The organism is Bradyrhizobium sp. SZCCT0231, from assembly GCF_018130245.1.
GTDB classification, from domain to species: Bacteria; Pseudomonadota; Alphaproteobacteria; order Rhizobiales; family Xanthobacteraceae; genus Bradyrhizobium; species Bradyrhizobium japonicum_F.
The window spans coordinates 88686-110960 of the sequence record NZ_JAFCKP010000006.1; the positions used below are offsets into that span (position 1 = coordinate 88686).

Below are 22275 nucleotides of genomic sequence, written 5' to 3' on the forward strand. Positions count from 1 at the left end.
ATCAGGCCGGCTGCGCAACCGCCCGTGCGACAGGTTTCTCCACGATCGGAAGATTGATCAGCGCCGAGAGCACGCCGAACAGGATCGAGAGCCACCAGATCGGCGTGTAGGAACCGAACTTTTCGAACACGATGCCCCCGAGCCAGACGCCGAGAAAGCCGCCGACCTGGTGGCTGACGAAGGCAAAGCCATAGAGCGTGGCGAGCCAGCGTGTGCCGAACATCAGCGCCACCAGCGCCGAGGTCGGCGGTACCGTCGACAGCCAGGTCAGGCCGGAGATCGCGCCGAACGCTATCGCCGAGAACGGCGTGATCGGGAACGAGATGAAGGCGAGCGTCGCAAGCGCACGTGTGAAATAGATCGTCGAGAGGATGTAACGCTTGGGCAAGTAGTTCTGGAGGTAGCCGACGCTGAGCGAGCCGATGATGTTGAACAAGCCGATCGCAGCGATCACCCAGCCGCCGGTTTGCGTCGAGATGCCGCGGTCGACCAGAAACGCCGGCAGATGCACGGTGATGAAGGCGAGCTGGAAGCCGCAGGTGAAGAAGCCGAGCACCAAAAGCACGTAGGAGCGGTGGCCGAAGGCTTCGGCCAGCGCCTTGGTGAAGGTCTGCTCATCCGCCGGCGCCGCGTTGCCCGTGCTTGCAACCGGCGGCGTCGAGAGCGCCAGCGACAGCGGGATGATCAGCAGCATCAGGAAGCCGAACACGGAGAGCGCCTGCTGCCAGCCGAAATTGTCGATCAGCGCGACGCCAATGGGCGCGAACAGGAACTGTCCGAACGAGCCCGCCGCGGTGCCGGCGCCGAGCGCAAGCCCGCGCTTCTCGGCCGGGAGGAGCTTGCTGAAGGCCGACAGTACCAGATTGAACGAGCAGCCGGCGAGGCCAAAGCCGATCATGACACCGGCGCCGATGTCGAGCGACAACGGCGTCGAGGAGTAGCGCATCAACAGCAGGCCGCCGGCATAGAGCAGAGCGCCGACGCACATCACCCGAAATAGGCCGAAGCGATCTGCGACCGCACCGGCGAGCGGCTGGCCCAGCCCCCACAACAGATTCTGCACGGCGATGGCGAGGCCGAACACGTCGCGGCCCCAGCTGAATTCGTGGCTCATCGGCTGCACGAAGAAGCCGAGCGCCGAACGCGGGCCGAAACCGAGCATGCCGATGGCGCAACCGCAGAGGATGATGACGGCCGGGGTGCGCCAGTTGGAGGAACGTGAGGCCGGTGCGAGCTCGCCGATCTGTGTCGACATGGTGTTCCTCGTCTGTCGTTGGCGGATCCGCAAATCAGCAGCCGCGGGAGAGCCCGTTTAATGCATTTGCATGAAAGGCCCAAGTGGAAAACGGTTGCATTCCACGAGGAGCTGCCGCGGGAGCATTGCGTTTCAATCTGGCCTCGCCTGGCGCTTCAGCCGCGAATTGACGGGCGAATTGACGGGAATGTGTGAGGCAGGACCTAGCGGCCCGCAGCGGAGCGTGCTATCTTCAATCTACTCATATTGAGCATATTAGGGTAGCAGCGACGTTCGCCCGGCCTCTCGGCCGGATTTCTCTGGCCCTATATATTCTCAAGTTGAGCATAATAACCACGCATGGGAGGCTTCAATGCCGATTACTGGAATTTACGGCCCCGACGACCTTGCCAACCGGCCGCAGGGCCAGCCTATCGCCTCCCCGCGCGCCGCACCGGTGCCCGCGGGACCGAAATTACCAATGCCCTCGCTGGAATGGACGCCGGCGGTCGAACGCGCCACCGCACCGCTCTACGACCGCGTGAAGCACGTCATCCCGCCGATCGAATGGCCGCTGATGGCGCCGACGATTCACGCGATCAACGAGCTGAAGCGCGCTCGGGGCGCGGTCATCCTCGCCCACAACTACCAGGCCCCGGAGATCTTCCACTGTGTGGCCGATATCGGCGGCGACTCGCTGCAGCTCGCGGTCGAAGCCACCAAGGTGAAGGCGGACATCATCGTACAGTGCGGTGTGCACTTCATGGCGGAAACCTCGAAGCTGCTCAACCCGGAGAAGACGGTGCTGATCCCGGACTCGCGCGCGGGCTGCTCGCTTGCCGCCAGCATTACCGGCGCGGACGTGCGGCTGCTCCGCGAAAAATTTCCCGGCGTGCCCGTCGTCGCCTATGTCAACACCTCGGCAGAGGTGAAGGCGGAGGTCGATATCTGCTGCACGTCTTCGAACGCGGTGCAGGTGGTCGAGAGTCTGAACGCGCCGAGGGTCATTTTCCTGCCCGACCGCTACCTCGCCACTTACGTGGCCTCGAAGACCGACGTGGAGATCATCGCCTGGAAAGGCGCCTGCGAGGTGCATGAGCGCTTCACGGGCGAGGAGTTGCGGAGCTTTCGCGAGGCCGATCCGTCCGTCCAGATCATCGCGCATCCGGAGTGCCCGCCGGACGTGCTGGCGGAAGCCGACTTCACCGGTTCGACCGCGCACATGATCAACTGGGTGCGCGCGAAGCGGCCGCGGCGGCTCGTCATGATCACCGAATGCTCGATGGCCGACAATGTCCGGGCCGAGCTGCCTGATGTGGAGATGCTGCGCCCCTGCAATCTCTGCCCGCACATGAAGCGCATCACGCTCGCCAACATTCTGGAGAGCCTGCTGACGCTCCGCGAGGAGGTGACGATCGATCCCGCGCTTGCGGAACGCGCGCGGTGTTCGGTCGAGCGAATGATCAACCTGAAGAATTAGGACGAGACGCAGCCACAAACACAGCTGTCGTCCCGGACAAGCGCGCCTCGAGCGCGCAGATCCGGGACCCATAATCACAGGCAGATGTTTGGCGAAGAACGGCGTTGCGCAGCTTCGCGCAACAATCTCCGCCGCAGCGTATGGGTCCCTGCTTTCGCAGGGACGACGGCGGAGTGAATGGAGAGGACAATGACCAACACCATCCACAACCTCACCCGCTCAACCGACGACGTCGTCATCGTCGGCGGCGGCCTTGCCGGACTGTTCTGCGCGCTGAAGCTCGCGCCGCGGCCGGTGACCTTGATCTCGGCGGCACCGCTCGGACAGGGCGCATCGTCCGCATGGGCGCAAGGCGGCATCGCGGCAGCAGTGGCCGAAGGCGACACGCCGGAAGCACACGCCGCCGATACAGTTGCCGTCGGCGGCGGCCTCGTCGATGAAGCCGTCGCACTCGGGATCGCACGTGAGGCAGCGTCGCGCATCCATGATCTTCTCGCCTATGGCGTGCCGTTCGATCGCGATCTCGACGGCAGGCTTGCCGTCGGGCGGGAAGCTGCGCATTCCACGCGTCGCATCGTGCATGTGCGCGGCGATGGCGCTGGCGCCGCGATCATCGCGGCGTTGAGCGATGCCGTACGTCGCACGCCCTCGATCCGCCTGATGGAAGGCTTTGTTGCAGAAGCACTGTTGACCGAGGACGGCGCCCTCACCGGCCTTCAATTGCGCGAGGCAGGCAATCCCGCAGCACGACCGGTCGTGCTGGCTTCACGCGCGATCGTGCTAGCGACTGGCGGACTCGGCCATCTCTATGGCGTCACCACCAACCCGTGTGAAGCGAGCGGCTCGGGCCTTGCGATCGCGGCCCGCGCCGGCGCCGTGATCGCCGACCCTGAATTCGTGCAGTTCCACCCCACCGCCATCATGGTCGGCCGCGATCCGGCGCCGCTTGCCACCGAAGCCCTGCGTGGCGAAGGCGCAACGCTGATCAACGGCCATGGCGAGCGATTCATGAGAGCGCGCCACCCGCTCGCCGAGCTCGCGCCGCGCGACATCGTCGCCCGCGGCGTGTTCGCCGAGATCGCGGCCGGTCGCGGCGCCTTCCTCGATGCGCGGCAGGCGCTGGGTGTGCGCTTCGCGACGAAGTTTCCGACCGTGCATGCGAGCTGCATCGCCGCCGGCATCGATCCCGCCACGCAAGCCATTCCGATCGCGCCCGCCGCGCACTACCACATGGGCGGCATCGCGGTCGATGCGCGCGGGCGCAGCTCGATCGACGGGCTCTGGGCCGGCGGCGAAGTGTCCTCGACCGGTGCGCATGGCGCCAACCGGCTCGCCTCGAATTCGCTGCTCGAAGCCGTCGTCTATGCCGCCCGCATTGCCGACGACATCGCGGGCCGCACGGTGCCCTCGCCCGCCCGCCTTCCGGATGCGCTGGTGGCGCCGAGCGCAGGCACGCTGGATGCTGCAGCGGTGAAGCGGCTGCGCGCGATGATGAGTGGGCATGTCGGCGTGATCCGCGATGACGACGGCCTTGCGCAAGCCGTGCGCCACTTCGCCGCGCTCGAGCGCGAGGCTGGAAACATCGCTGTCCGCAACATGGCGACATCCGCCCTGCTCGTCGCCGCTGCGGCCTGGACGCGGCGCGAGAGCCGCGGTGCGCATTTCCGTTCCGATCATCCGGCCGACAAATCCGCGCTGGCGCAGAGAACGATGACCACGCTCGCCGCAGCGCGCGAGGTCGCGGAGAGCCTGAACGATCGTCCGCTGCCACGCATCGCGCAATCCATGATCGCCTGAAGGAGGCCCCATGATCACCCCGACCTCACTGCTCCATGCCGGCGCCTTTCTCTCTCCGCTCGCGATCGAGGAGGCCGTGCAGCGCGCGCTCGATGAGGACCTCGGCCGCGCCGGCGACATCACCTCGCTTGCGACGATCCCGGAAGCGACGAGGGCGCAAGCGATCCTCGTCGCGCGCCAGTCCGGCGTGATCGCCGGGCTGCCGCTGGCGCTCGCGACCCTGCAGAAGCTGTCGCCCGACGTCGAGGTACGCGCCCATGTCCACGATGCCGCGCGGGTTGCTGGCGGCCAACATGTGCTGACGATCTCGGGCCCCGCACGCGCCATTCTCACGGCCGAGCGGACCGCGCTGAACTTCGTCGGCCGCCTGTCGGGCATCGCCACGCTCACGGCGGACTATGTCGCGCGCACCGAAGGCACCGGGATGCGCATCTGCTGCACGCGAAAAACCACGCCGGGTTTGCGCGCGCTGGAGAAATACGCGGTGCGCTGCGGCGGCGGCTTCAACCATCGCTTCGGCCTCGACGATGCCATCCTGATCAAGGATAACCACATCGCAGTCGCCGGCGGCATCCGTCCGGTGCTGGAGCGCGCCCGTGCCCATGCCGGCCATCTCGTCAAGATCGAGATCGAGGTCGATACGCTGGCGCAGCTGCGCGAGGTGCTGGACAGCGGAATGGCGGACGCGGTGCTGCTCGACAACATGGACCTCACCGCACTGCGCGAGGCTGTCAGGATCAATGAGGGCCGCCTCAAGCTGGAGGCGTCCGGCGGCGTCACCCTGGACTCGATCGCCGCGATCGCGGCGACCGGCGTCGACTACGCCTCGGCGGGCGCGCTGACGCATTCGGCGCCGAATTTCGACTGCGCGCTGGATATCGAGGCGTGATGAATTCTTCTCCCTCTCCCCGCGAGCGGGGAGAGGTAAGAAAACTACCGACGCTCACCCATCTCCGCGGAGCTCTTGGCTTCCTGCGCGAGTTCGGCGGAGAGCGCAGCGGTCTGGGCCGGGGTGCCCCAGCTCGGCTCCTCGCTGCCGTCGCCCCAGTTGCGCGGCCGATAGAAGGTGTGCACGCCGGTCTTGTACATCTTCTTCATCTCGGCGACCCATGACGGGCGGACCCAATAGGCGTGGTAGTGCGTCGACTTGCCGACCTCGGGCAGCCAGATCTGGCCGTCGAGCATCGCCTTGGAAATCTTCTTGGCGCGCTCCCACATTTCGGGCTCGCGGATCACGTCCGGATTGTTGTCGCAGGCGAAGGTGAACTGGCAGGCGAAATGGCGGTACTTGTTCTGGTAGACCACGCCGCACACGGTGTCGGGATATTTGCCGGAGAACACGCGGTTCATCACGACTTGCGCGACCGCCATCTGCCCGCGCACGGCCTCGCCGCGGGACTCGAAATAGACGGCTTCGGCGAGGCACTTCTCGGATTTCACGCGCGACTTGTCGTCGAGTGCGAGCCGCTCCGCCGGCGATCTGGCGCGCTGGTTGTCGGCGTTGACCTCGCCCTTCGGCGCAACGCTCTCGCCGCTCTCGATGTCGTTGGCGATCTCCGCCGTCGGCGGGGTCAGCGAGGCCGTCGCCTTCATGTCGGGGTCGGGCATCACGATCAGCGGCTCGGCGCCGGGCTGCCAGCTCTCGATGCTCTCGAGATTGCCTCCGAGCGAGGAGCTGCCGAAGAACAGGCTCGAGGTCTTGACGCTGAAGGGATCGCGCACGGGCGTCGTCGGCGCAGCGGCCCGCTTCAGCGCCTCCAGCGGCTGCACCGCGAATGAACGCGCGACGTCGCTGGCCTGCGGCGGATTGGAATATTGCGGCAGCGGCGGCGCGCGCAGCGCTTCCTGGAGCTCGGGGTCGAGCGCGGCCGCGGACTCCGGCGACATCGCCTGAGGCAATGCGGCGCTCTTGGCGCCGAAGACCGAGCTGTTCGACGTCGCGGGATCTTCCTGTGCCGGTGCCGCTGCTGGCGCGACCGTCTCGGGAGCCTGCGTCGGCGCGACGATTGCGAGGCGATCGCCCTTCAGGGAGCGATCGACCTTGGGAAAGTCGGAAGCGTGGTAGCGCGGCGGCGCCTGAAGCGCGGGATTGCGGCTGATCGCGCCGGCGACGTCGCGGCCGTCGAGGCTCGCGAGCCGAACCATCGCGCTCTGCGGAGCGGAGGTGCCGATCGGCCGCGAAAAGCTGTAGGTGGCGAGCTGGATCGAGGACGCCGCGGAGAACACCTGCTTCTGCCAACGCTCGGCGACGCCGGGTTGGCGCGCCAGCAGCGAGGCAATGTCCTGATAGCCGGTCTCTCTCGGCATCAATGCGAAGATGCAGAGACCGATACCGAAGGACGCGAACCGCGCGCCCTTCGGATGGTTACGCAACACTGACATCGATACGCTCACGCTACGCTTACGCTCGTCCGATCGAACTCAGTACATCCGTGCAATTCGATCTTTATCGTAAGTATCTAATTTAGGTTGCCGGGGCGTTAATCGGCGTTGCGCGTGCAGCACACTCAAGCGAACACAGGTGTTTTCACGGGGTGATCGCGCGTGTTGGTAAATGCGGCCTCTCGTAGAGCGGTAAACATCTGGTCAACGCGAATGGTGAAGGAACTCTTGCGCACGTATCATTACGGGACGCGTGATGAGTTCCCGGTGCTACGACAACAAACGCCGTCATACCCGGCTTGACCGGGGCATCAGTACGCCGCGGCTTCTCGATTCCATCAGTACCGTCTCGGCGTACTGGATCGCCCGGTCAAGCCGGGCGATGACATCGAATGTGTGGCGAGAGTGTCGCCTCAAATGAAAGAGGCGGGGTTTTGCCCCCGCCTCTCTCAACTCAATTGCGCTTCAGCCTACGCCTGGCTCGCGACGGCCTTGCCGAGCGCGGCTTGCGCTGCTGCAAGCCGCGCGATCGGCACGCGATAGGGCGAGCAGGAGACGTAGTCGAGACCGATTTGGTGACAGAAGGCGACGGAGGCGGGATCGCCGCCGTGCTCGCCGCAGATGCCGACCTTGAGCTGCGGGCGCGTCTTGCGGCCGCGCGCGACGCCGATCTTGACGAGCTCGCCGACGCCTTCCTGGTCGAGCGCGATGAAGGGATCGACCGTGAGGATGCCCTTCGCCACGTAGGGACCGAGGAAGCTCGCCGCGTCGTCGCGGCTGATGCCGTAGGTCGTCTGCGTCAGGTCATTGGTGCCGAACGAGAAGAACTCGGCGGACTGCGCGATCTCGGCCGCGAGCAGACAGGCGCGCGGCAGCTCGATCATGGTGCCGACCTGATAGGCCAGCTTGGTGTTGGTGTCGCGCATCACCGCCTGCGCGGTGGAGTCGATGCGCGCCTTGACGAGATCGAGCTCGGCCTTGGTCGCGATCAGCGGCACCATCACCTCGAGGCCGACGGCCTTGCCGGTGCGCTTCTGCGCCTCGACTGCCGCCTCGAAGATCGCGCGGGCCTGCATCTCGGCGATCTCGGGATAAGCGATCGCGATACGGCAGCCGCGGAAGCCGAGCATCGGATTGAACTCCGAGAGCTCGCGGGCGCGGTCGGCGAGGCGCCGCGGGTCGGTGTTCATGGCGCGCGCCACTTCCTCGACCTCGGCGTGGGTGTGCGGCAGGAACTCGTGCAGCGGCGGGTCGAGCAGGCGGATCGTGACGGGCAGGCCCTTCATGATCTCGAACAGCTCGACGAAGTCGGCGCGCTGCATCGGCAGCAGCTTGGCGAGCGCGGCACGACGCGACTGCTCGTCCTCGGAGAGGATCATCTCGCGCACCGTGCGGATGCGCGTCTCCTCGAAGAACATGTGCTCGGTGCGGCAGAGGCCGATGCCTTCGGCACCGAACTTGATCGCGGTGCGTGCGTCATCAGGCGTGTCGCCGTTGACGCGGACGCCGATCTTGCGGACCTGATCGGCCCAGTTCATCAGCGTGCCGAACTCGCCGGAGAGCTCCGGTTCGATCATCGGCATGCGGCCGGCGAGCACCTGGCCGAGCGAGCCGTCGATGGTGATGACATCGCCGGTCTTGAAGGTGCGCGAGCCGATGCTCATGGTGCCGCGGCCGTAATCGACGCGGATGGTGCCGCAGCCGGAGACGCAGGGCTTACCCATGCCGCGCGCGACCACCGCCGCGTGCGAGGTCATGCCGCCGCGGGTGGTCAAAATGCCTTCGGCGGCATGCATGCCGTGGATGTCTTCGGGGCTGGTCTCGATGCGGACCAGAATGACCTTGCGCCCGTCGCCCTGAAGCTTGGCGGCCTCGTCCGAGGAGAACACGATCTCGCCGGAAGCCGCGCCTGGCGAAGCCGGCAGGCCGGTCGCGATCACGTCGCGCTTGGCGTTGGGATCGATGGTCGGATGCAACAGCTGGTCGAGCGAGGCCGGATCGATCCGCGTCACCGCTTCCTTCTTCGAGATCAGGCCCTCATTGGCGAGCTCGACCGCGATGCGCAGCGCCGCCTTGGCGGTGCGCTTGCCGCCGCGGGTCTGGAGCATCCAGAGCTTGCCCTGCTCGACCGTGAACTCCATGTCCTGCATGTCGCGGTAGTGCTTCTCGAGCAGCGTGTAGATCCGCGTCAGCTCCTTGAAGGCCTCGGGCATCGCCGATTCCATCGACGCCTTGTCGGAGCCCGACTCTTTCCGCGCCTCCTCGGTGATGTCCTGCGGCGTGCGGATGCCCGCCACCACGTCCTCGCCTTGCGCGTTGATCAGGAACTCGCCGTAGAGCTTGCTCTCGCCGGTCGAGGGGTTGCGGGTGAAGGCAACGCCGGTCGCCGAGGTCTCGCCCATGTTGCCGAACACCATGGCCTGCACGTTGACCGCGGTGCCCCAGGATTCCGGAATGTCATGCAGCTTGCGGTAGGTCACCGCGCGCGCGTTCATCCAGGATGAGAACACCGCGCCGATCGCGCCCCAGAGCTGGTCGTGCGGATCCTGCGGGAATTCCTTGCCGGTCTCGCGCGCGACCGCGTCCTTGTACTTGCCGACCAGCTCGACCCAGTCGTCGGCGGAGAGGTCGGTATCGAGCGTGTAGCCCTGGCTGTCCTTGAAGGTGTCGAGGATTTCCTCGAAGTGATGATGCTCGAAGCCGAGCACCACGTCCGAATACATGGTGATGAAGCGACGATAGCTGTCATAGGCGAAGCGGCGGTCGCCCGACAGCTCGGCCAGCGCTTCCACGGTCTGGTCGTTGAGGCCGAGATTGAGCACGGTGTCCATCATGCCCGGCATCGAGGCGCGCGCGCCGGAGCGCACGGAGACCAGCAGCGGGTTCTTGGCATCGCCGAAGATCTTGCCGGTCAACTTGCCGACATAGTCCAGCGCCTTCTCAACCTGCGATTGCAATTCCCTGGGGTAGGTCTTGTCGTGTGCATAGAAGTAGGTGCAGACCGAGGTCGGGATGGTGAAGCCGGGAGGCACCGGCAGACCGAGATTGGCCATCTCGGCGAGGTTGGCACCCTTGCCGCCGAGCAGGTCACGCATTTCCGAGCGGCCCTCGGCCTTCCCGTCGCCGAACGTGAACACCCATTTGCCGGCCTTGGGCGCAGCTAGCGCCGCCTTGGCGGGCGCAGCCTTCTTCGGCGCGGGCTTCGCGGCGACCTTCGGCAGAGCCGCCTTGGTCACGGCCTTTGCCGCCGGCTTGGCTGCGGGCTTTGCAGCGGCTTTGGCGACCGGCTTCGGCGCGCTTTTGGCCAGCGTCTTGCGGGCCGGCGGCGCGGCTTTCGCGACGGCAGAGGACTTTGATTTCGCTGGCATTTTCGCTGGGATTTTCTTGGGCTTCGAGGCGGCTTTGGCCATAGCTTGCACACAACCTGCGAGAGGAATGGGAAATCGCGGGCCTTACACCATTTTGGGCGGGCCCGCGCAAGTCGGACAGTTCCGAAAAGTGAACGCCTAGAAGCGGAGCCACTTCAGGAGCCCGAGCCCGATCGCGCCGTTGACGATGAGGAAGATCGCGACAATGAGGTTGAGAAGCCGCGGCATGATCAGGATGAGCACGCCCGCAATCAACGACAGGATCGGCGAAATGTGGGCGACGGTGATGTGCATGAACAATCTTTCTGTGGAGGTGAGGCGAATCGCGCGCGGATCATAGCCGGCTAGGTTCCGGGAGTAGAGATGCGCAAGACGCGCCACGAGTTCCCGGCACCCACGAAAATTGCCCGAAATTGCCGCGAATGCGGCAGGCCTTTTCCCGGAACATTGGCTTTGGGCATGCATTGGCAACCAGTCGCGCCACTGGCGCGTCCGCAGAATCACGTCGAAGGAGTTGTCCATGCGGAACAGGATTCTTACTCTTGCAGCGCTCGCGGCCGCGATCGGCTCGCCCCTTGCGGCGCAGGCGCAAAGCGATGTCACCATCGGACGCGCGCCCGCCGTGGTCGACAGCGCCCCGACGATTGCCGTCGAACAGCGGCCGGCCTTCCGCGAATATGTCATCGAACAACGTGTGCCCGCCTTCCGCACTCCGGATCGCGTGGTGGTCGGCGCCACCCTGCCCGAGAGTGGCATCACCTATTATGACGTGCCGCAACGCTTCGGCGCCACGACCTATCGGTATACCGTCGTGAATGGCGAAACCGTGCTGGTCGAGCCGCGCTCGCGCCGCATCGTCGAGGTGCTGGACTAAATTCTCGTTTGGACGCGTCTTCTTCAAGCGAAGCGGCATCTGCCTCGCGTGAAAACGCCACTGATCGACCAGATGTCCGGCGCGCCACTTCAATCAGGCTGGCGCGAGCAGTGTTAAATCGGACATCAGGCCCTGCCCGGACTCCCCCCGCCGGGTGGGGCTTTTTTGCGTTCGTCATTCCGGGGCGCGCGAAGCGCGAGCCCGGAATCCATCGCACCGCGCGTGACGCGGACAAATGGATTCCGGGCTCGCGCCAAGTGGCGCGCCCCGGAATGACAGTCGTATTTGCAGCACGACCACGCCTCAATCCTGGATCTTGGAGAAATCCGCCACCGCACGCGTGGCGCTGCGGATCTCGTTCAGCAGCTTCAGGCGGTTCTCGCGCACCTTCGGATCGTCGTCGTTGACGCGGACCTTGTCGAAGAACGCATCGACCGGCGGGCGCAGTTCTGCCATCACGCTCATCGCGGCAGCAAAGTCCTCCTTGGCGACGGCAGCACGGGCTTCGGCCGTCACTTCATCAATCGCCCGGGCCAGCGCCTTCTCCTCGCCGAGAGTATAGAGAGAGGCATCAGGTGCGCCGTCGAACAAGCGCTTATCCTTCTTCTCCTCGATCGAGAGGATGTTACTGGCGCGCTTGGTACCTGCCAGCAGATTCTTGCCGTCATCAGTGTCGAGGAATTTTCCGAGTGCTTCGACGCGGCGGACGACCGCCACTATTGGATGCCCTTGAACCAACGATCCAGTGTTGAGAACCGCATCGACGAGATCGTAACGCGCCTTCTGATCTCGCAATTGGACCTTAAGCCGGTCTTCGAAAAAGACCATTAGGTCATCAAGCTTTTCTGCAACTTCCAAGTATTGTTTGCCGTACGAGCGCTCTAAGTGCCCCCAAGCGACTTCTCGTAAACTAATCTGGGTCTGATTTTCGAGCACAATCCTGATCACGCCCAGCGCCGCTCTCCGCAGCGCATATGGGTCCTTGCTTCCGGTCGGCTTCTCGTCGATCGCCCAGAACCCAACCAAGGTATCGATCTTGTCGGCAAGCGCCACCGCGACGCTCACCGGATCGGTCGGCACGCGATCGGCAGGGCCCTGCGGCTTGTAATGCTCCTCGCAGGCCGCAGCGACGGATGCATCCTCGCCCTGGGCCAGGGCGTAGTATTTGCCCATCAGGCCCTGCACCTCGGGAAATTCGCCGACGACTTCGGTCAGCAAATCCGCCTTCGCCAGATGCGCGGCCCGCGTCGCCTTGGCGACATCGGCGCCGACCAGCGGCGCGATCTCGGCGGCAAGCCGCTCGATGCGCTTGATGCGCGCAGCCTGGGTGCCGAGCTTCTCGTGGAACACGATCTGCTCGAACTTCGGCAGCCGGTCCTCGAGCTTCGTCTTGAGATCCGTCTCGTAGAAGAACTTCGCATCGCTCAGGCGCGCGCGGATGACGCGCTCGTTACCGGCGATGATGGTCTTGCCGCCGTCGGTCGCCTCGATATTGGCGACCAGGATGAACTTGTTGGCGAGCTTGCCGGTCTTGTCAGTGCTCTTGGGATCGCTGACCACGAAGCACTTCTGGTTATTGCGGATGGTGGCGCGGATCACTTCGCCCGGAGTCGCCAAAAATTCCGGCTCGAACGAGCCCATCAGCACGACCGGCCATTCGACGAGGCCCGCGACCTCGTCGAGCAGGTTTGGGTCCTCGACCAGCTCGAACCCTTGCGCGAAGGCGAGCTGCTTGGCGTCGGTGAGGATGGCGTCCTTGCGGCGCTCGGGGTCGAGCACGACCTTGGCGTCGAGCAGTTTTGCTTCGTAGTCCTCGAAACGGCGCACAGAGATCGCCGCCGGCGCGAGGAAGCGGTGGCCGTAGGTGGTCTGGCCGCTCTCGATGCCGTCGACCTCGAACTTCACGACATCGGGCTCTTCGGTCTCGAGCCCGAACGTCGCGGTGATCGCGTGCAGCGGACGCACCCAGTTCAGCGATCCCGGTTTTCCGGAACGCGCGCCCCAGCGCATCGATTTCGGCCAGGGGAAGGTGCGGATGATGACGGGCAGGATTTCCGCGAGCACGTCGATCGCGTCGCGGCCGGGCTTTTCGATCAAGCCGATGTAGAAATCACCCTTGGGGTCGCGCTGGATCTTGGCCTCATCCAGCGATTTCAGACCTGTCGCTTTCAGGAACCCCTGCACGGCCGCATCGGGCGCGCCGACCTTCGGTCCGCGGCGCTCGGTCTTGAGGTCGGGCTGGCGCGCGGGGATGCCGTGCACGGTCAGCGCAAGGCGCCGCGGCGTCGCAAACGCCTTCGCGCCCTCGTAGACCAGGCCTTCGGCAACCAGCTTGTCGGTGACCATGCGGCGCAAATCGTCGGCCGCCTTCCCTTGCATGCGCGCGGGGATTTCTTCCGAGAACAGTTCAAGCAAAAGATCGGGCATCAGGCCGCTCCGCCCGCTTCAGTATGGATCCAGGCCTCGCCGCAGGCCTTGGCCAGCTCGCGCACGCGAAGAATGTAGCTCTGCCGCTCGGTCACGGAAATCACGCCGCGCGCATCGAGCAGGTTGAAGACGTGGCTTGCCTTGATGCACTGGTCATAGGCCGGCAGCGCCATCAGGTGCTGCTTGCTGTTGCCGCCTTCGCGCCAGCCGGCGTCGAGGTATTTCCTGCAGGCCGCTTCCGCCATCTTGAACTGCTCGAACAGCATCGCGGTGTCGGCGACTTCAAAGTTGTGCCGCGAATATTCCTGCTCCGCTTGCAGGAAGACGTCGCCATAGGTGACCTTGGCATCGCCCTCGCGGCCATTGAAGTTGAGGTCGTAGACGCGGTCGACGCCCTGCACATACATCGCGAGGCGCTCGAGGCCATAGGTGAGCTCACCCGCGACCGGGGCGCATTCGAAGCCGGCGACCTGCTGGAAATAGGTGAACTGGCTCACCTCCATACCGTCGCACCAGCACTCCCAACCGAGTCCCCAGGCGCCCAGCGTCGGGCTCTCCCAATCGTCCTCGACGAAACGGATGTCGTGCACGGCGGAATCGATGCCGATCGCCGCGAGCGACTTCAGGTACAGCTCCTGCAGGTTCGGCGGCGACGGCTTCATGATCACCTGGAACTGGTAGTAGTGCTGCATCCGGTTCGGGTTCTCGCCGTAGCGGCCGTCCTTGGGCCGGCGCGAGGGCTGCACATAGGCCGCGTTCCACGGCTTTGGCCCGAGCGCGCGCAGCGTGGTCGCCGGATGGAAGGTGCCCGCGCCCATCTCCATGTCGTAGGGCTGCAAGATCACGCAGCCCTGCTCGGCCCAGAACCGCTGGAGCGCGAGGATGAAGCCCTGGAACGAGCGTTCCGGGCGCATATGGGCGGGCAATGAGGCGTCCATCGTCAGATCAGGCTCTCGCGGGGGGTTTTGAATCGCGCGGGACCGTATCGACGGCGGGGATGGGAATCAAGGCGAAGGGGGTGGATTCGGGCCAACAGTCCCTCATCCCGGACGGTGCGGTAGGGTGGGCAAAGCGAAGCGTGCCCACCATCGTCACTACGATTGCGGAAGGGATGGTGGGCACGGCGCAAGAGCGCCTTTGCCCACCCTACGGCACTGGTTAACCCGGCCGGTAAGCTCCGGTCACGGGGTCGCGCTTCAGCGTCTGGATTTCCCCCATATGGGCGGCCTCGGCGACGCGCGACAGGCGCATCTCCTCCAGCTCCTGGTTGATCCGGACAGCGGTCTTGTAGGCCCAGCGGACCACGGCAAGCCCGCCCAGGACGCCCGCGAAAGCGACGAACGGCGGCATCGGTCGATCCTTGTCTAGTGCTCAGCCCCCACGAGCATTGTCGCGCAGTCGGGGCTATGCCGCAATTGTCTCGCCCCGGACCAAATGGCGCGGGAGGGCCCGGACTAGAACCCGAATTTAGCCCAAATCGCCCGCGTCTCGACCGCCGAGATCAGCTCGTCCGGCAAGCCGGCCATTGATTCCAGGGCTGAAAGCTGCCCCGCGCCGGGCGATCTCCGCCCCAAAAGGCCGGAGAGCAGCCCGGTCGGCTGCGCGATCACGGGGGTGAGAACCTTCTCGCCGTAGCGGGCACGAAGAGTTGAGCGGAGATCGCCGATGCCGTCGGCAAGCCCCAGCGAGATGGCGCTCTCGCCGGCCCAGTATTCGCCCGTGAACAGCGCGTCGTCCGCTCCCTTCAGCCGTGCGCCGCGGCTCTCCTTGACCAGCGAAATGAAGATCTGGTGGATCTCGCGCTGGATCGCCTTCAGCCTGACGACGTCATCGGGGTTCTCCGGGAGGAACGGGTCGAGCATCGCCTTGTGCTCGCCTGCCGTGTAGAGGCGCCGCTCGATGCCGAGCCGCTTGATCGCCTCCTGGAAACCAAAACTGCCGCCAACTACGCCGATCGAGCCGAGAATCGAGGACGGATCGCAGATGATCTCATCGCCGGCGCAGGCGATCATGTAGCCGCCGGAGGCCGCGACGTCTTCGACGAACACGAGCACCGGCAGCTTCTTCTCGGCCGCCAGCTGCTTGATGCGCAGGTAGATCTGGCGCGACTGCACCGGCGAGCCGCCGGGAGAATTGATCACCAGCGCCACGGCCTTGGCGTGCCGATACGAAAATGCGCGCTCGAGCACCCGCGCGACGCCGGCAAGCGTCAGGCCGGGGCGCAGCGGCGTCACCGCACCGATCACGCCTGACAGCCGCACCACCGGCACGACTGCCGTGCCCGGCCGAAAGCGCGCCGGCAGATATTGCATGAGCTTGTCGGCAAGGCCGGAACTCTCTCGATCGTTCAATTGCTCGGCCATGCCGTTACCTCTGATTAACCATTTCTTATCACGCGAGTGTCATTGGAAGTGCCTGGAACGTGTTTTGCGATTTCCCGTTGGGAAGCTGCAATAGGCGGCGGAGGAAACGCCATGAAGATCTATCTGCTGATGCTGCTGATCGGTGCGCTTTTCACGGCGATTCGCTTTACGTCCCCGCAAGAGCAGCAGACGGAATCGCTTCCGCAGTAAGCCGTCACGGCTCCGCCAGCGGCAACGCCGCCCTCCCCTTCAGAATATCCCTCACCTCTTTTTTTGGCACGTTTGACTCTTCGCTAAGCATGAGGCCCGGCAGCAATCGTGTCGGAGCCCGGCCGCCTTTGACTGCGCGCACCAGCACGCGGATCGCGGGCTTTCCCGCTTCGCCATGAACCGGCAGGATCGCGAGACTGCCGAAGCCGCGTGACAGCGCTGCCATGACATCGGCTAGGCCGTCCGCGCGCCAGATCAGAGTCAGCACGCCGTTCGATCGGAGGATGCGCCGCGCTGCATGCACCCACGCATGCAGGGTCTCCTCCGTCGCCACATGGGCGGTGTGACGCGCCGGATCCGGCGAGCCGCGATGCCGGGCCGGATCGTTGAACGGCGGATTCATCAAGACCACGTCGAAGCTGTCGGGCGACAGCCCGTTTGACGCAAAGGCCTGCGCCTCGGCCGTGACGTCGAGCACGATCGTCTCGGCGGAAATCGCATTCGCCGCCGCGTTGCCGCGCGCGAGCTCGGCCAGCTCCGGATCGATCTCGACCAGGCTGAGCCTGATCCCGGCGACGCGCCGGGCCAGCGCCAGTCCGGCCGTGCCGACGCCGGCGCCGAAATCGACCACGCGGTCCCCCGTCTTGGCGTCGGTCGCCGCTGCAAGCAGGATGGCGTCATGCCCGGCGCGATGGCCGGATCGCTTCTGCATCAAGCGCAACTGCCCGCCGAGAAAGGCGTCCTCGGTAATATCTGCGGCCTCAATCATCGCCGCGCAGTTCGTGGCTGAGGCCGGCTGCGGTGAGGAGCTCCCGAGCCTCCTGGGCGTCGTCCTCATGAACCAGGATCCGCCGCGGCAATATGCCGAGCGAACCCTCGATGATGCTCATGTTCTGGTCCAGCACCAGATGATGGATGTTGGCACCGTCGAGCAGCGCGCCGATCGCCGACACCAGCACCATATCGTTGGTCCGAACCAGTTCACGCAAAACGCAGATCTCCTGCCTGAGGGTGGCTAAAGCGGCAAATGTCAATGGTTCCGCGGGCCTTGCCGCATCCGCCGCCAGTTTCTATTGTATTTCCATCAGAATAGCCCTTCCGGGGCAAATATTGGAGACCGGCGTGGCCGTCATCGTACCTTTCGAAACTCCCGGCGCGTCGATCGAAGAGCTGGTTGCCCTTGTCGCCCCTGACATGGAGCGCGTCAACGCCACGATCCTGTCGCGGACCGGTTCGGACGTGACCATGATCCCCGAAGTGGCCAACCACCTGATCTCCTCCGGCGGCAAGCGCCTGCGCCCGATGCTGACCCTCGCCATGGCCAACCTCGCCGGCTATACCGGCGACGGCCATATCAAGCTCGCGGCCAGCGTCGAGTTCATGCATACCGCCACCCTGCTCCACGACGACGTCGTCGACGAGAGCGAGATGCGCCGCGGCAAGCTCTCGGCGCGCATGCTCTGGGGCAACGAGGCGAGCGTCTTGGTCGGTGACTTCCTGCTCGGCCAGGCCTTCCGCATGATGGTCGAGGTCGGCTCGCTGCGCGCGCTCGACATCCTCTCCGCGGCCGCCGCCACCATCGCCGAGGGCGAGGTGATGCAGCTCGCCGCAGCCAAGAACACCGCGACCACCGAGGACGAATATCTCGCCGTGATCCGCGGCAAGACCGCCGAGCTGTTTGCCGCCGCCTGCGAGGTCGGCCCCGTCATCGCCAACCGCCCGAAGGCGGAGCAGACCGCCTGCCGCTCGGTCGGCATGAATCTCGGCATCGCCTTCCAGCTCGTCGACGACGTGCTCGACTATGGCGGCAAGAGCGCCAAGCTCGGCAAGAACACCGGCGACGATTTCCGCGAAGGCAAGATCACCCTGCCGGTCGTGCTCGCCTTCCGCCGCGGCAACGACACCGAGCGCGCGTTCTGGATCCGGGCGCTGGAGCGCGGCGAGATCGGCGACAGCGACCTCGATCACGCCATCGGGTTGATGAACAAGCATCGCGCGCTCGAGGATACGCTGAGCCGCGCCCAGCACTACGGCGACATGGCCGTCGACGCACTCGCGCTGTTCCCGCCCTCGCCGATGAAGAGCGCGCTGGAACAGGTCGTGGCGTTCTGCCTGGCGCGGTCGCACTAGGCGCGGCTGACTCTCTCCGATTCCGCACTACTGCCGGCCCCGTCATCCCCGCGCAACGGCGAAGCCGTTGTCGCTGGAGGCGTGAGTGGCGCGATGCCAAGCATCGCGCCGCGAGCCTCGAAGGATGTACGGCCGGGATGCAGCCGGGCCGTCGCCCTTCGAGGCTCGTCGAAAAGACGAGCACCTCAGGGTGACGGCGATAGATAGGTGCGCGCTGCATCAACACCGTCTTTGCGAGCCAACGGGTCCGCGCGTAGCGCGGCCCGATGACAGGCTCCGCGAAGCAATCCAGAATCCCTCCGCGGAGACAGTCTTGATTGCTTCGCTGCGCTCGCAGTGACGGAGTTTGGGGACGCGGCGGCGTACTCCGTCTCGTGTCCCGGACGCGCTGCAGCGTGAAACGCTGCTGCGCTGAGCCGGGACCCATGTGGCACCTGACGACCGGCGACATGGGCCCCGGCTCTGCAGCGCACCGCCAAGAGGCGCTGCGCTGCGTCCGGGGCACGCGAGAGCGGTTCGGCAAATACACTGCATTCTCACTCGCCAAAGCTCCTTTTCTCCGCCGACCCGGCCTTCGCATTCCCACCGCCCACGCCACCCGCACCCGGCCTATCCAGTAACTTGCATTTTGCAAGTAACTGACCTAGCCTTCCCTCCCATGCAGCCCAAATCCCCCTCCATCCTGGAATGCCCCGTTGGCCGCGCCGTGGAGACGGTCGGCGAATGGTGGAGCATCTTGATCCTGCGGGATGCCTTCCAGGGGGCGACGAAGTTCGACGAGTTTTCTCAAAGCCTCGGGATCGCGCCGAACATCCTGTCGCGGCGGCTTGCGCATCTCGTCGAGAGCGGCATGTTCGTCCGCCGCCGCTATCAGGAGCGGCCACCGCGCTACGAATATGTGCTGACGGACAAGGCACGGGACTTCTTCCCGGTCATCGTCGCGCTGCTCGCCTGGGGCAACAAGCATCTCGCACCCAAAGGTGAATCCATCCTGCTGGCGAACCGGAGCGACGCTCGCCCGCTCAATCCGGTCGTGGTCGACACCGCCGACATGCGCCCGATCACGCTCGCCAACACGGTCGCCATTCCCGGTCCCCGCGCCAGCCGCGGCATGCGCGCGCGGCTTGCCTCGCTCAGGGCCATGAACCCGGCCGTCGCGCCGGCTGGAGATTGACATGCGTCGTATCGTCGTGACGGGAATGGGCGCGGTGTCGCCGCTGGCCTGTGGTGTCGAGCTATCCTGGCGGCGGCTGCTCGCCGGCCAAAGCGGGCTGCGGCCTCTGCCGGAATGGGCGCAGGCGCTTCCCGCACGCATCGCCGGTCTCGTGCCCGACAAGGCCGATGATGCCGAGGGCGGCTTCGACCCGGCGCAGGCCGTGGCGCCAAAGGACCAGCGCAAGATGGACCGCTTCATCCTGTTCGCGCTGCTCGCCACCGCAGAAGCCGTCGCGCAGGCCAAATGGACGCCGCAGGATGCAGCCGCGCTGGAACGTACAGCGACGATCATCGCCTCCGGCGTCGGCGGCTTTCCTGCAATGGCGGAAGCCGTGCGCATCACCGAGCAGCGCGGCGCGCGCCGGCTGTCGCCGTTCACGATCCCCTCGTTCCTCGCCAATCTCGCCGCCGGCCACGTCTCGATCAAATACGGCTACAAGGGAGCGCTGGGCACGCCCGTCACGGCCTGCGCGGCCGGCGTGCAGGCGATCGGCGATGCCGCGCGCATGATCCGCGCCGGCGAAGCCGATGTCGCGATCTGCGGCGGCGCGGAAGCCTGCATCGATATCGTCAGCCTCGGTGGCTTTGCCGCGGCGCGCGCGCTGTCGAGCGGCTTCAACGACGAGCCCGCACGCGCCTCGCGTCCGTTCGATCGCGACCGCGACGGCTTTGTCATGGGCGAAGGTGCCGGCATCCTGGTGATCGAGGCGCTGGAGCATGCACTGGCGCGCGGTGCGACGCCGATCGCGGAGATCGTCGGCTACGGCACGACCGCGGACGCCTATCACATGACATCGGGTCCACCGGATGGCGATGGTGCCCGCCGCGCCATGGAGATCGCGCTCAGGCAAGCCAACCTTGCGCCCGCGGATTTGCAGCACCTGAACGCGCATGCGACCTCGACACCGGCTGGCGACGAGAGCGAACTCGGCGCAATCGCGGCGTTGTTCGGCCGCAACCGCGGCATTGCCGTGAGCGCGACCAAATCGGCTACCGGCCACCTGCTCGGCGCCGCCGGCGGGCTGGAAGCGATCTTCACCGTGCTCGCTCTGCGCGACCAGATCGCGCCGCCGACGCTCAATCTCGAAAATCCGGATTCCGGCGCAGACGGCATCGACATCGTCGCCGATGCAGCGCGGCCGATGCCGATGCAGCATGCCATCTCCAACGGATTCGGCTTCGGCGGGGTGAATGCCAGCGTGATCTTCCGCCGGATGGGCTGAACGAGAGGCCTTGCAATCGCCGCTCGCTCGGCTACGAAAACAGGATGACCGAAACCAGTTTCTGGCTGTTCCTGGCCGCAGCATTCCTCATAGCGGCAATTCCCGGCCCCGGCATCTTCTACGTCGCGGCGCGGACCTTGTCGGAGGGGCGCGTCAGCGGTTTTGCATCGACCGCGGGCACGGCGCTGGGCGGACTGGTTCATGTGGTCGCGGGCAGCCTCGGCATCTCGGCCGTCATTCTGGCCAGCGCAGAGCTGTTTGCCGCCGTGAAATTCGTCGGCGCGCTCTATCTGGTCTGGCTCGGCATCAAGACGTTTCGCAGCGCCGGCCGCGCACTATCGCTCGAGAGCGAGCCCGTCGGCGACAAGCGCGCCTTCCGCGACGGCGTGCTGGTCGAGGCGTTGAACCCGAAGACGGCGGCGTTCTTCCTCGCCTTCATTCCGCAATTCCTCGATCCTGCGGGATCAAACCCGACGCTGCAATTCATCGCGCTTGGCGCGATCTCGGTGGCGCTGAACACGCTCGCCGACGTCGTGGTGGTGCTGATGGCCTCGGCGACGCGCGCGCAGCTGATCGGACGTCCGCATCTGATGCGGCGCCTCACGCAGGGCTCCGGCGTCTTCATCGCAGGCCTCGGCCTCTCGCTCGCGCTGGCGCGGCGGCCGGCAAATGGATAGCTCCCCGCAAGACCGCTTCTATGAATCGCACGGCCTGCGGCTGCACTACGCCGACTGGGGCAACGAAGGCGCGCCACCTCTGATCCTGGTCCATGGCGGCCGCGATCATTGCCGCAGCTGGGATCACATCGCCCGATCGTTGCAGCCGCATTTTCACGTGCTCACGCCCGACCTGCGCGGCCACGGCGATTCCGACTGGACGAAAGGCGGCAGCTACGCGCTCACCGAATATGTCTACGATCTCGCACAACTCGTCCGCAGCATCGCAGCGCCTCGGGTCACTCTCATCGGCCATTCGATGGGCGGCATGGTGAGCCTGATCTATTCGGGCTCGTTCCCCGAGCAGGTCACCAAGCTCGTCGTCCTCGACGGCGTGACCATGTTGCCGGATACACCAAAGCCGCCGGTGCACGAGCGCATCGGCAAATGGGTCGGCCAGCTCGACAAGCTGCACGACCGCACGCCACGCCGATATGCGACGCTCGAGCACGCCGCGGCGCAGATGGTGCTTCACAACAAGCGGTTGTCCCGCGACCTCGCGCTGCATCTGGCCACGCATGGCGCACGGCAGAACGAGGACGGCACTTTTAGCTGGAAGTTCGATCCCTATCAGCGCGCCTCTGCGCCGCACCGGCTCTGGCCGGACGACCACATCACGCTGTGGTCACGCATCGCCTGCCCAACGCTGCTGCTCAATGCCGGCGAAAGTTTTCTGGTGGGCGCAAAGGCCGCAGGCCTGGAGCGGTATTTCCAGAACGCGCGCATCGAGACCATCGCCGGGGCGGGACACTGGCTGCAGCACGACAAGCCGCAGGAGGTATTGGGTGCGATCCGGCAGTTTCTGGGATTGACCGAGGAAAGCGGCGACTAGCTGACCGTCGTAGGGTGGGCAAAG

19 protein-coding genes are annotated in these 22275 nt (G+C 65.6%); 9 read left to right on the top strand and 10 right to left on the bottom strand.

Annotated elements, in window-relative coordinates; translation table 11 throughout:
• Nucleotide 1 precedes the first annotated feature (1 nt).
• Entirely contained in the window at nucleotides 2–1255 is a 1254-nt protein-coding gene (locus JQ566_RS17105; RefSeq protein WP_212373698.1) for an MFS transporter, read from the bottom strand.
• A 352-nt stretch (nucleotides 1256–1607) separates the two neighbouring features.
• Between JQ566_RS17105 and nadA the strand changes: the two genes are divergently transcribed.
• The 3 genes from nadA to nadC all read left to right on the top strand — a co-directional run bounded on the left by nadA (nucleotide 1608) and on the right by nadC (nucleotide 5400).
• Entirely contained in the window at nucleotides 1608–2714 is a 1107-nt protein-coding gene (gene nadA / locus JQ566_RS17110) for a quinolinate synthase NadA (RefSeq protein WP_212373700.1), read from the top strand.
• A 189-nt stretch (nucleotides 2715–2903) separates the two neighbouring features.
• Nucleotides 2904–4511: an L-aspartate oxidase gene (locus JQ566_RS17115; RefSeq protein WP_212373702.1), complete on the top strand. Its 1608-nt coding sequence runs from the start codon at nucleotides 2904–2906 to the stop codon at nucleotides 4509–4511.
• Nucleotides 4512–4521: 10 nt separating this feature from the next.
• A complete protein-coding gene (nadC, locus tag JQ566_RS17120) occupies nucleotides 4522–5400 on the top strand; it encodes a carboxylating nicotinate-nucleotide diphosphorylase (protein WP_212373704.1) in 879 nt (292 codons plus the stop codon).
• A 44-nt stretch (nucleotides 5401–5444) separates the two neighbouring features.
• Here the strand turns inward: nadC and JQ566_RS17125 are convergent, their stop codons facing one another.
• The 3 genes from JQ566_RS17125 to JQ566_RS17135 all read right to left on the bottom strand — a co-directional run bounded on the left by JQ566_RS17125 (nucleotide 5445) and on the right by JQ566_RS17135 (nucleotide 10555).
• A complete protein-coding gene (locus tag JQ566_RS17125; protein ID WP_212373706.1) occupies nucleotides 5445–6893 on the bottom strand; it encodes a cell wall hydrolase in 1449 nt (482 codons plus the stop codon).
• Between the two features lie 470 nt (nucleotides 6894–7363).
• A complete protein-coding gene (ppdK, locus tag JQ566_RS17130) occupies nucleotides 7364–10303 on the bottom strand; it encodes a pyruvate, phosphate dikinase (protein ID WP_212373707.1) in 2940 nt (979 codons plus the stop codon).
• Nucleotides 10304–10399: 96 nt separating this feature from the next.
• On the bottom strand, nucleotides 10400–10555 hold the full coding sequence (locus JQ566_RS17135) for a DUF3096 domain-containing protein (RefSeq protein ID WP_008562090.1): 156 nt from the start codon (nucleotides 10553–10555) through the stop codon (nucleotides 10400–10402).
• A gap of 226 nt (nucleotides 10556–10781) precedes the next feature.
• Between JQ566_RS17135 and JQ566_RS17140 the strand changes: the two genes are divergently transcribed.
• Nucleotides 10782–11135, top strand: a complete 354-nt coding sequence (locus tag JQ566_RS17140) for a DUF1236 domain-containing protein (protein ID WP_212373709.1) — start codon at nucleotides 10782–10784, stop codon at nucleotides 11133–11135.
• 303 nt (nucleotides 11136–11438) lie between these two features.
• On the opposite strand, the gene glyS is transcribed toward JQ566_RS17140, so the two are convergent.
• From glyS to JQ566_RS17170, 6 genes are all read right to left on the bottom strand, one after another.
• On the bottom strand, nucleotides 11439–13562 hold the full coding sequence (gene glyS, locus JQ566_RS17145; protein WP_212373711.1) for a glycine--tRNA ligase subunit beta: 2124 nt from the start codon (nucleotides 13560–13562) through the stop codon (nucleotides 11439–11441).
• On the bottom strand, nucleotides 13562–14500 hold the full coding sequence (locus JQ566_RS17150) for a glycine--tRNA ligase subunit alpha (protein ID WP_212373713.1): 939 nt from the start codon (nucleotides 14498–14500) through the stop codon (nucleotides 13562–13564). The genes glyS and JQ566_RS17150 overlap by 1 nt, the downstream gene beginning before the upstream one ends.
• A gap of 220 nt (nucleotides 14501–14720) precedes the next feature.
• Nucleotides 14721–14912, bottom strand: coding sequence for a hypothetical protein (locus tag JQ566_RS17155; protein WP_018648788.1), 192 nt, complete (start codon nucleotides 14910–14912; stop codon nucleotides 14721–14723).
• Between the two features lie 104 nt (nucleotides 14913–15016).
• Entirely contained in the window at nucleotides 15017–15925 is a 909-nt protein-coding gene (locus JQ566_RS17160) for a S49 family peptidase (RefSeq protein ID WP_212373715.1), read from the bottom strand.
• Between the two features lie 214 nt (nucleotides 15926–16139).
• Nucleotides 16140–16904 (bottom strand): tRNA1(Val) (adenine(37)-N6)-methyltransferase, encoded by a 765-nt coding sequence (locus JQ566_RS17165; RefSeq protein ID WP_212373717.1) that lies wholly within the window; start codon nucleotides 16902–16904, stop codon nucleotides 16140–16142.
• Nucleotides 16897–17124: a putative signal transducing protein gene (locus JQ566_RS17170; RefSeq protein WP_212373719.1), complete on the bottom strand. Its 228-nt coding sequence runs from the start codon at nucleotides 17122–17124 to the stop codon at nucleotides 16897–16899. Before JQ566_RS17170 ends, JQ566_RS17165 begins: the two co-directional genes overlap by 8 nt.
• Before the next feature lie 133 nt (nucleotides 17125–17257).
• On the opposite strand from JQ566_RS17170, the gene JQ566_RS17175 reads away from it, so the two are divergent.
• The 5 genes from JQ566_RS17175 (at nucleotide 17258) to JQ566_RS17195 (ending at nucleotide 22251) form a co-directional block, all read left to right on the top strand.
• Nucleotides 17258–18265, top strand: coding sequence for a polyprenyl synthetase family protein (locus tag JQ566_RS17175; RefSeq protein WP_212373721.1), 1008 nt, complete (start codon nucleotides 17258–17260; stop codon nucleotides 18263–18265).
• Nucleotides 18266–18923: 658 nt separating this feature from the next.
• Entirely contained in the window at nucleotides 18924–19439 is a 516-nt protein-coding gene (locus JQ566_RS17180) for a winged helix-turn-helix transcriptional regulator (protein ID WP_212373723.1), read from the top strand.
• Nucleotide 19440: 1 nt separating this feature from the next.
• The gene (gene fabF, locus JQ566_RS17185; protein ID WP_212373725.1) at nucleotides 19441–20703 is read left to right on the top strand and encodes a beta-ketoacyl-ACP synthase II; all 1263 of its coding nucleotides are present in this window, start codon (nucleotides 19441–19443) and stop codon (nucleotides 20701–20703) included.
• A 44-nt stretch (nucleotides 20704–20747) separates the two neighbouring features.
• Entirely contained in the window at nucleotides 20748–21380 is a 633-nt protein-coding gene (locus JQ566_RS17190) for a LysE family translocator (protein WP_212373726.1), read from the top strand.
• Nucleotides 21373–22251: an alpha/beta fold hydrolase gene (locus JQ566_RS17195; RefSeq protein ID WP_212373728.1), complete on the top strand. Its 879-nt coding sequence runs from the start codon at nucleotides 21373–21375 to the stop codon at nucleotides 22249–22251. The genes JQ566_RS17190 and JQ566_RS17195 overlap by 8 nt, the downstream gene beginning before the upstream one ends.
• Nucleotides 22252–22275: the final 24 nt, after the last annotated feature.